This is a genomic window from Vibrio nigripulchritudo ATCC 27043, from assembly GCF_000222685.1.
In the GTDB taxonomy this organism is placed as follows: Bacteria; Pseudomonadota; Gammaproteobacteria; order Enterobacterales; family Vibrionaceae; genus Vibrio; species Vibrio nigripulchritudo.
Genome location: NZ_AFWJ01000082.1, coordinates 1 through 9,116, shown reverse-complemented (window position 1 = coordinate 9,116; position 9,116 = coordinate 1). Strand labels below are relative to the sequence as shown.

Here is a 9,116-nt window from a genome sequence, read left to right as displayed (position 1 = left end):
TAAAAGGCTGTAGTGAAACTTCGATTTGCCCTCGGCTCAAAGGAACATGTGTACACGTATTTTGAGATTCTATTTCTCCCAACCCTAAATTTCTTAACTGAGCGTTCGCAACTTTGACTCGCGCATTGTACGTCTCGCAAATCCCTTGTTTTGATTCACCAAAAGGATTGACTACGATAGGACTTATCGAGACCGTACTTACATTTGCGTTAACACCGAACGATAAAAACGAAGCCAAAATCGCACTCGATAACGCCCCAAGCCTAGCTGAATTGTTATGTTGATTAACTATCATAAAATTTCCTAAATAATACTTATTGGATTAGACAGCTTTACCGACGACAAGATAGCCGAAGTTAAAAGCCACATAACATGTATCATGAAAAATAAATAAATATATATATACCATTATATTATTAGGATTAAGATCTCATTTTATAAAATGTAAATATAAGCCAATAAAACACGACTTGAAATATATTAAAATTATAAAAATCAAGTAAATAAATTTCTACACAGCCAAAACACTTTTGTTTAAATGTTAAACAAAACCACCCAATCGATTGTATTTAAAGAGTTTTAATTTCCAATCGATAGAGTCTACAGCTTATTCTTATTGGCGAGTAATTTTATTACCAGGAACAGTTTGTTCCGTAAATAACATCCATAAATTAAGAGTGAAGAAATGGATACTCGATTTTTTAATAAATGCACTTTCCAGAAATTTGGTTGTACTTTTCAATGGATAGTTAATATAAATAGGTAACGTTATTTAAATAACAAGATTGATGAATTTTATTTTCCCAGGGAATAAATTTGAATGTAATCTTGGTCTTTCAATGTACAAAAAAATAGGACGCCGAAGCGTCCATTTTTATATCAGATACATTATGTAATTACTGCGCGATACCACCTTGCGTCAGTTTCGCTGGATCAAGCAGTTTTTCTAGTTCCTCGCGGCTTAGATCCGTTTCTTCTTCTGCTACGTCGATAATGGCGCGCTGTTCTTTGTACGCTTTCTTAGCCACTTCTGCCGCTTTCAGGTAACCAATCACTGGGTTTAGTGCCGTCACTAGGATTGGGTTCTTAGCCAACGCCACTTGCAGGTTGTCTTCGCGAACTGCAAATGTGGACACCGCTTTATCTGCCAATTGCGTAGAAGCGTTAGCCAATAGCTCGATGCTTTGAATGATATTCAAACCAATCACAGGCAACATTACATTTAGCTGGAAGTTACCAGACTGACCGCCAATGGTAATAGTGGTGTCATTACCAATCACTTGCGCCGCGACCATTGCTGCCGCTTCTGGGATTACAGGGTTCACTTTACCTGGCATGATGGAAGAGCCTGGCTGAAGCGCTTGCAGTTCGATTTCGCCCAAACCTGCTAGAGGGCCTGAGTTCATCCAGCGAAGATCGTTGGCGATTTTCATGATAGCAACCGCACCTGTCTTAAGCTGACCTGAAAGGCTGACGATCGCGTCTTGGCTAGACATGTTGTAGAAGAAGTTTTCACTCGGCTGGAAAGACACGCCCGTTGAAGCTGAAATATGTTTAGCAAATAAACCAGAGAATTCTGGCACAGCATTGATACCAGTGCCTACTGCTGTACCACCTTGCGCTAGTGCCTTCACTCGCGGTAGCGTTTCTTGAATACCGTTGATGGCGGAATCGATTTGGAATTTCCAGCCACGAAGTTCTTGTGCCAACGTAACTGGCATTGCATCCATCAGGTGAGTACGACCTGTTTTCACGACGTGTTCTAGGGTTTTGGCTTTCGCTTCTGTTTTGTCGCTCAGGTATTTTAGTGCAGGCACCAGTTGGTTTTCCGCCGCCAATGCTGCGCTTACAGCAATTGCCGTTGGAACCACATCGTTACTGCTCTGCCCCATGTTTACATGATCGTTTGGATTGACTGCTTTACCTGCTTTTTGGGAAGCCAGAGTTGCGATCACTTCGTTGGCGTTCATATTAGAACTGGTACCAGAACCTGTCTGGAATACATCAACTGGGAATTGTTCAATGTGCTGACCATCAATGATTTCCTGACAAGACTCGGAGATTGCATCTGCAATATCCTGCTCTAGCAAGTTCAGTTCAGCATTAGCCTTGGCTGCGGCTTGCTTTACAAAAGCCAGAGCCTGAATAAATTTTGCTGGCATCGTAATGCCGCTGATTGGAAAATTGTCTACCGCTCGTTGGGTCTGTGCTTGATATAGTGCTGCTTCCGGTACTTGCACTTCGCCCATGCTGTCTTTTTCTATACGGTACGTAGTCATTCTATTTCCTTTATAGATCATTGATGTATTGGATGTCTCGCAGGTCTTGTTGTAGCGTTAAAAAACGTTCGTAGCCTGCTGATGAGTGGCAGTAATGCCGTTTTAGGGCAATGAGTGGTCCGTGAATTTGATCTAAACAGATTTGTCGAAGAACCCGACAGTTGGTGGCATCGTTAATGGCTTGCAGTAGGTTGTAATACACTCTACGAAGAAACAACTCTTCCAGCAGAGGGTTGGCAAATTCTGAACCTTCTCCATACCAAGACGCTAAATTCAGGCTTGCCTGTATATAGCCAAACACCACTTCATGTTCAAAACCGTTTTCTTCAGTATGAAACAAAAAGCGATCTTCCGCCTGATAGAAGGCTTGGTATAAAAAGGTAGACTCTTTCATGATCGACTCTATTGGACTAAATCTTATTGTTAACCATTATCATTCCAATTAAGTCAATCTTTCAAGGCTTTTGTCGTTAGTTGACCTGATATTGCTGCACAAACGACATATCTGGTTCTACTCCCAGCCCATGCCCGGTTGGTAAGGTGATAAATCCACCGTTTTGTGCGACCTGATTTTGTACATCCAGAGATTCAACCAGCAAATTTTCCCGGAATAAATTTGGTGTTGTATCGTATTCCAGCATTGGCTGAACTGGATGAGCACCACCCGGTAAATGTGGCATTGAAGCAAGCAGGTGAATATTCGTAGCAACCGCAATTGCTGATCCCCAAACATGGTTTACGACAGGCACGAAATGACTATGCGCCATAGACAGTACTTTCTGGTATTCCGTGATCCCACCCAGCGCACAGGTTTCCGGCTGAAGCAGATCCACGCATTTGTGTTCAACCAAATCACGAAATCCCCAGCGTGAAAATTCTGCTTCTCCACCAGCAATACACATATCCAAATGAGTACACAAATCCCGATACCCCTGCTTGTCTTCAGGAGCAACGGGTTCTTCAAACCAACTCACACCTAGCCGCTCAAGCTCTCTACCCAGTGGCAATGCTTCTCGTGTTGTGTACGCGTGATTGGCATCGACCATAATTTCAATGTCATCGCCAACGGAATCTCTTACCGCTTCAACCAACTCAACATCTTGAGATACGCCCAAGCCGATTTTCATCTTCATGGATTTGAAGCCTTTTGACGCAATGTCCGCGCTTTCTTTGGCAAATCGCTCTTTCAAATCAGGAACGCGTTGCAACATCATCCCATATCCATAAACCGGAATGGTTTCACGGAATGCGCCACCAAGTAACTGATAAATGGGTTGTTGGTAAAATTTACCTTTGATGTCCCAAAGTGCAATATCTACGCCCGATAACGACTGTAAAGGCATACCTTTCTGACCGTGGTCGCGAAGTAAGTTGTATACCTTGTGCCATATCACTTCGTTATCCAGCGGATTCATACCGATGATCATCGGAGCAATCACCTTTTCAACGATGGTCTGATTGGCAAGTGCAACTCCCCCACCGCCAAATGCCTCTCCGTATCCCACCAGTCCATTGTCGGTTTTTATCTCAATGATGTGGGCAGTGCGTTTGGTGTAATACTGCTGCGAGTAACCCAGTTCTTCTTCAAGGTCATATTGCAGTACGTAACTCTTCACCTGTGTAATTTTCATGGCGACCTCATTAACTTCCTTGTGCACTCAGCTTTTGCCATTGCGAAACAAACGCATCAACGTTTTGAGAAAACTCGCTGAGTGAAATTCCCGGTCGATATAACCGACTTCCTAAGCCAAACCCCTCTGCCCCGGCTTTCATAAATGGCGCCATCGTTTCAGGTGTGATTCCGCCTACTGGCAGTATTTTGATATTGGGAGGGATCACGGCTTTCCATGCCTTTAATCCCGTAGCTAAGACCTGTTCTGCCGGAAACAGTTTGAGTACATAAGCGCCCGCGTTAATGGCTTTGAACGCTTCCGAAGGCGTTGCCACACCGGGAATCGGTATCAGATCTTTGCTGATGGCGTATCGAATTAAGGTTTCATCGGTGTGAGGCATGACAATCAGTTTTCCGCCAACCTCGCTCACCTCATCGATTTGTTGTTTCGACATCACCGTTCCAGCGCCAACCAGACTTTGCTTGCCAAAGCGCATCGCCAGTTTTTGTATGCTATTTAGTGGCTGTGGCGAATTCATCGGCACTTCGATCAAATGAATACCACCTTCAGCTAACACCTCGGCATAGCGCTCCACTTCTTCTGGTTTTACCCCCCGAAGAATCGCAACCAAACCACAAACGCTCAGTGTGTCGTTTAATGCCTCTATTTGTTGGCTTGAATCCATGAATGCATCTCCCAAATGCCCTGAGCCGCCGTATTGTTGTACTGCGTGACCAGAGCTTCTGGCTTGAAGTAACGCAGAGCGATTCGATACAAATCGCACAACGACTCCTCACCAATCAAAGAAATTTCTGTTGGAAGACCACCTAATGCCTGCTTGGCTTCTTTCACTTCTGAACCAATCAATAAACCAGAGAGGTAAGAAAATCGCAGCTCCCCTTTGACTTCACCAAACAGCACCGCACTGCGACAGGAAAACAGCTCAGACATAATGCCTGAACCGTTTAAAGCGGCATCCACCCCCTGCAAAAAGGTATCGATATCCATGTCATTTTGAATATCTGCACCACCCGCATTCAGGATTGAATGCTTTTTCAATAGGGAGTACAGCTCACCTGTCATATACGTTTGGAACTCACTGATCTGAAGGTTTTGAATCAGTACCCATTTGGAATGAGTACCAGGTAGGATGACCCAACCGTCGTAGGTGCGCTCCCAGCTGTTAAGAAAAGGCAGAAGTTGAGTCTCTTCTCCACGCATCAGGTCAATTTGCCTGCCGTGGAAACAGACTCCGGGAATCAGATGGACTAACTGACAGTCTTTAGTAAGAAGAGAATGACCACCCGCATGGATGTCTTCGATACCGCAAGGAGCATCGACATAAGGCACTTCCACCCAGCCAATTTTGCTGGTAACCATGCCCGTCAAATACACATGCAATGCCGGATACGCCATGATCCAGTCGTCTACCGCCGCATAAAAAACTTGCTCAAAAGACAGCGTTCTGCCTTCATTCTTAGGGCGCTGAAGCACACCCCAGGGGAAGCTTTTTTCAGCCATCACATTGCCCTGCTCACTGAGTAAGTAAGCACGTAGCATGGTGGATCCCCAATCCATAGCAATCACACTGGCGGTTTCTTTGGTCATTCTGAATCTTCCTTAATTCAATGCCCGCGTAATTCGTTTCACTGCTAAGTAATCGTGCAGTGCTAAGTGCGAGCAATCGCATCCGATACCCGACTGTTTGATCCCTCCATGGGGCAAGTCGATACCATACTTCACACCATTGATTTGGATTTCGCCAAATCGCAGCTGGTTTGCGCACCGCTCGGCTTTCGCCTGGTTCTGTGTGAACACATACGCCGTTAAGCCTGCTTCGGTGTCATTAGCATGATCCAGTACTTCCGCTTCATTTTCAAACTCATAGAGTGAGACAACCGGTCCAAAGATCTCTTCCTGATAAATTCGCATACTGGTATCGAGGTTTGAAAGCACCGTTGGCATATAGAAATGCCCTTGCTCGACGCCTTCAGGCTTCTGACCGCCATATAAAAGTGAAGCGCCGTTTTGCACAGAATCCTTCACCAGACTATCAACACGATTCCATGCAATTTCGTCAATAAGGGGGCCCATTTCCAAATCACTTTGAATGCCAAAACCCACTTTTACCGCCTTTGCTCGCTCTACCACTTTGTGGGCAAATTCCTTCGCCACACTTTTCTGAACAAACACACGGTTGGGCGTGACACAAATCTGTCCGCAGTTGCCAAATTTCACCGCACAGACAATGTCTGCTGCCAAATCCAGATCAGAATCGGCAAACACTAACACTGGAGCATTCCCGCCTAATTCCATGGAATAACGCTTGATGGATGTGGCACCAGTTTTCATTATGTGCTGCCCGGTGGCAATAGAACCAATCAAGGTCAGCATGGATGGAATCGTGGACGACGACAAAGCGTCTCCCACTTCGGTATCATCGCCACAAACGATATTCACGACACCTTTTGGTAAGCCAATGTCATGGCACAGTTTGCCGACCAGATAGGCTGAAATGGGCGACTTGAGCGAAGGCTTAATCACAATCGGGCAACCAGACGCCATTGCCGGGCCGATTTTGAACGCCAGATTCAGCAGAGGAAAATTCCACGCCAGAAACGCTGCGACTACCCCGACAGGTTCGTGAACGAGTTGATGGGTATGCGTACCTTCTTTATCGACCAGAGAATCGGTTCTGAAACGCGATATTTCTTCGGCATAAAACTGTAGGCTATTGACCAGAGATTCAAAGTCTTCTTGTGTGCCCGCCCAGTTTTTTCCCATTTCGATCTGAATCGCTTCGCGAAGCTCAGTTTCATTTTCTATGACGGCATCGCGAAGTTTGTTCATCCAGGACACACGCTCTGCAATCGTTGTATTTGACCAGCTTGGGAAAGCCGCCTGCGCCGCCTCTAACGCACGATTCGCATCACTTGCCGAAGCTTTGGCTATCACCCCAGAAACCTGTTCGGTCGCGGGGTTGATCACATCAAACGTGCTGCCTGAATTGACCATCTCGCCACCGATGTACATAGGTAAAGTACTCATTGCGGTCTCCTAAAACGGTTTGTTATCTGAAGTGAGATCCAGCCAGTCCACTTCCGCTTGTGTCAGGGTTAACGACGCCGCATGAAGTGAGGTTTTCACCTGTTCGGGTGTTTCTGCCCCATTGAGGGCAATCACCGGGAAAGGCTGATTCAATACATACGCCAACGCCATCTCAAACATATTGAGATTCTTATGTTGAGCAAGCTCGGTGGCTCTTTCTTTGCGTTCGAAGTTGTCATCAGAATAGAAAACCCGAACCAAATCTTCATCGCTGGTGTCCTGACGGTCGCCTTTGGCAAAAAAACCGCGCCCTAATGCTGACCACGCCACCAGTGGAAAGTCATTTTGAGTAAACCACTGTTTGTCCTTTTCTGAAGTGACAACCGTTTCTGGCCAGAAGGGTTCGTTAGCTTTAGCCAGCGAAAAGTGCGGGCTCGAGCTCATCATTTCAGCTTTGCCGTTGGCACGGGCATAATCTATTGCTTCCTGAATACGTTCAGTGCTCCAGTTAGATGCACCATAAGCACGAATTCGCCCTTTCTTCACCTCTTCGTCCAGCGCATCAACCAGTGGACCAACGGGCTGACTTAAATCATCACGATGGAACATCCAGATATCCAGATAGTCGGTTTTCAACCGTTCAAGTGATCCATCAATCGCACGATGAACGGATTCTGGGTTGACCTTTGCCCCACCCGGGTGAAGCGGCGCACAATAGCCTGTGATCAGCCCTTTGGTAGCCAGCACAATATTTTCTCGTATTTCGGGGTTGGCTTCTAACCAGTCGCCAATCACCATTTCAGAGTAACCGTGCTCTTCCACCGCGCCATACACTTCGGCAGTATCGATGTAGGTGCCACCGTTATCGACGAAAGCATTGAGCAAACTGAAATCTCGCTGTTTGGTGTCTGGATGGAAAATCATCGTCCCCAGACCAACCGCCGAGACGGGCTTACTGATTGACTTTAAAGAGTAAGTTTTCATCGTCATTGTTCCTTATGATCTTTGTCCATGTTCATTTAGTACTCACGCTTTACCCGTTTTCCTTGAAAGCGCATCAATCGAAACCGCAATCAACAGAATCGCACCGGAGAACATCAATTTGTCGGCAGCACTGGCACCAGAAAGATCCAAACCATTTCCAAGCGAACCAATCACCAATGCACCCAAAATGGCATTCCATACACTGCCGCGACCGCCGAATAACGATGTCCCGCCGATAACGGCTGCACCTATGGCGTCAAGCAGAAGTGGACCTCCGGCAAAAGCATTGAAAGATACCGACGCATAGCGAGACGCCCCTATAATTCCACCCAGTGCAGCCATCAAACCTGTAATCGCAAATGCTGCAATTTTGATTTGGTTGAGTGAGATCCCTACTCTTCGAGCAGATTCAGGGTTGCCCCCGACTGCAAACAGAGCGCGACCAAAAGGGGTGGAAGTGGTAATCCAGGCAAAAAGAAGGGTCACACCAAATAGAATCAACACCACTAAAGGCACACCTTTGTAGCTGTTCAAAGTCATCACCGCTGCGCCAGCAAGTACGGCAAAGAAGAGCACTTTGCCCGCGATACCAGACACCGAATCCTGCTCAAGCCCCATTTGCTGCCTTAGTCGATATTCCCTTGTTGCCATAAGCACCATGAGGAGAATGCCCACGGCAACCAACACCCAGCCCAGCCAGTCAGGTAAACTTGTGGTGGTGATGCCTCGAATGAACGGATCGCGCACATTAATAGCGCCGTGAATGCCCAGAATCTTAAGCATCAGCCCCTGAAAACCGAGCAGACCAGCAAGTGTCACGACAAATGAAGGGATTCCGATGTAGGCAACCAGACTGCCCTGAAACATACTCAGTAATACGCCCGCACCAATCGCGACAAGGCATGCCAACGGCGCTGGTACACCCATGTTGGTAGTAAGCACAGCCAATATTGCTGCGCATACCCCAGCGGTAGCCGCTACGGACAAATCAATATCCCCAAGGAGCAGCAACACTGTAATCCCGACGGCTAATATCCCGACCACAGAGCTCTGCATAAATAGGAAGTAGAAGTTTCGCGCACTGAGAAATGCAGGTTCTGTTATGCCGAAATAGGTCCATATCGCAAACAACGCAAATAGAACGGGGACGAAATTGCCAAACCTTGAGTTTCTAATCCTCTCAAACCAATTC

9 protein-coding genes are annotated in these 9,116 nt (G+C 46.4%); all 9 read right to left on the bottom strand.

The window, feature by feature from the left end:
* Window positions 1–295, bottom strand: a 295-nt coding sequence (locus RH89_RS30195) for a hypothetical protein (protein WP_004401217.1), incomplete at its 3' end; no start/stop codon positions are given.
* 601 nt (window positions 296–896) lie between these two features.
* On the bottom strand, window positions 897–2,279 hold the full coding sequence (locus RH89_RS08790) for a class II fumarate hydratase (RefSeq protein ID WP_004401215.1): 1,383 nt from the start codon (window positions 2,277–2,279) through the stop codon (window positions 897–899).
* Window positions 2,280–2,289: 10 nt separating this feature from the next.
* Window positions 2,290–2,673, bottom strand: a complete 384-nt coding sequence (locus tag RH89_RS08785) for a hypothetical protein (RefSeq protein ID WP_004401213.1) — start codon at window positions 2,671–2,673, stop codon at window positions 2,290–2,292.
* A gap of 76 nt (window positions 2,674–2,749) precedes the next feature.
* On the bottom strand, window positions 2,750–3,910 hold the full coding sequence (locus RH89_RS08780) for a mandelate racemase/muconate lactonizing enzyme family protein (RefSeq protein WP_004401211.1): 1,161 nt from the start codon (window positions 3,908–3,910) through the stop codon (window positions 2,750–2,752).
* A gap of 10 nt (window positions 3,911–3,920) precedes the next feature.
* Window positions 3,921–4,577 carry a 2-dehydro-3-deoxy-6-phosphogalactonate aldolase gene (locus RH89_RS08775; RefSeq protein WP_004401209.1) on the bottom strand — a complete coding sequence of 219 codons (657 nt, stop codon included), beginning with the start codon at window positions 4,575–4,577 and terminating at the stop codon, window positions 3,921–3,923.
* Window positions 4,556–5,500, bottom strand: coding sequence for a 2-dehydro-3-deoxygalactonokinase (locus tag RH89_RS08770; protein WP_004401207.1), 945 nt, complete (start codon window positions 5,498–5,500; stop codon window positions 4,556–4,558). The genes RH89_RS08775 and RH89_RS08770 overlap by 22 nt, the downstream gene beginning before the upstream one ends.
* 12 nt (window positions 5,501–5,512) lie before the next feature.
* Entirely contained in the window at window positions 5,513–6,940 is a 1,428-nt protein-coding gene (locus RH89_RS08765; protein ID WP_004401206.1) for an NAD-dependent succinate-semialdehyde dehydrogenase, read from the bottom strand.
* A gap of 9 nt (window positions 6,941–6,949) precedes the next feature.
* A complete protein-coding gene (locus RH89_RS08760) occupies window positions 6,950–7,924 on the bottom strand; it encodes an aldo/keto reductase (protein ID WP_004401204.1) in 975 nt (324 codons plus the stop codon).
* Window positions 7,925–7,966: 42 nt separating this feature from the next.
* Window positions 7,967–9,116: sugar ABC transporter permease (locus RH89_RS08755; protein ID WP_004401202.1), on the bottom strand; the 1,150-nt coding region annotated here is incomplete at its 5' end.

Excerpts from the sequence above, each read along its gene's own strand:
- RH89_RS08790 (WP_004401215.1), bottom strand. The coding sequence starts at position 2,279 with ATGACTACGTACCGTATAGAAAAAGACAGCATGGGCGAAGTGCAAGTA.
- RH89_RS08785 (WP_004401213.1), bottom strand. The coding sequence starts at position 2,673 with ATGAAAGAGTCTACCTTTTTATACCAAGCCTTCTATCAGGCGGAAGAT.
- RH89_RS08780 (WP_004401211.1), bottom strand. The coding sequence starts at position 3,910 with ATGAAAATTACACAGGTGAAGAGTTACGTACTGCAATATGACCTTGAA.
- RH89_RS08775 (WP_004401209.1), bottom strand. The coding sequence starts at position 4,577 with ATGGATTCAAGCCAACAAATAGAGGCATTAAACGACACACTGAGCGTT.
- RH89_RS08770 (WP_004401207.1), bottom strand. The coding sequence starts at position 5,500 with ATGACCAAAGAAACCGCCAGTGTGATTGCTATGGATTGGGGATCCACC.
- RH89_RS08765 (WP_004401206.1), bottom strand. The coding sequence starts at position 6,940 with ATGAGTACTTTACCTATGTACATCGGTGGCGAGATGGTCAATTCAGGC.
- RH89_RS08760 (WP_004401204.1), bottom strand. The coding sequence starts at position 7,924 with ATGAAAACTTACTCTTTAAAGTCAATCAGTAAGCCCGTCTCGGCGGTT.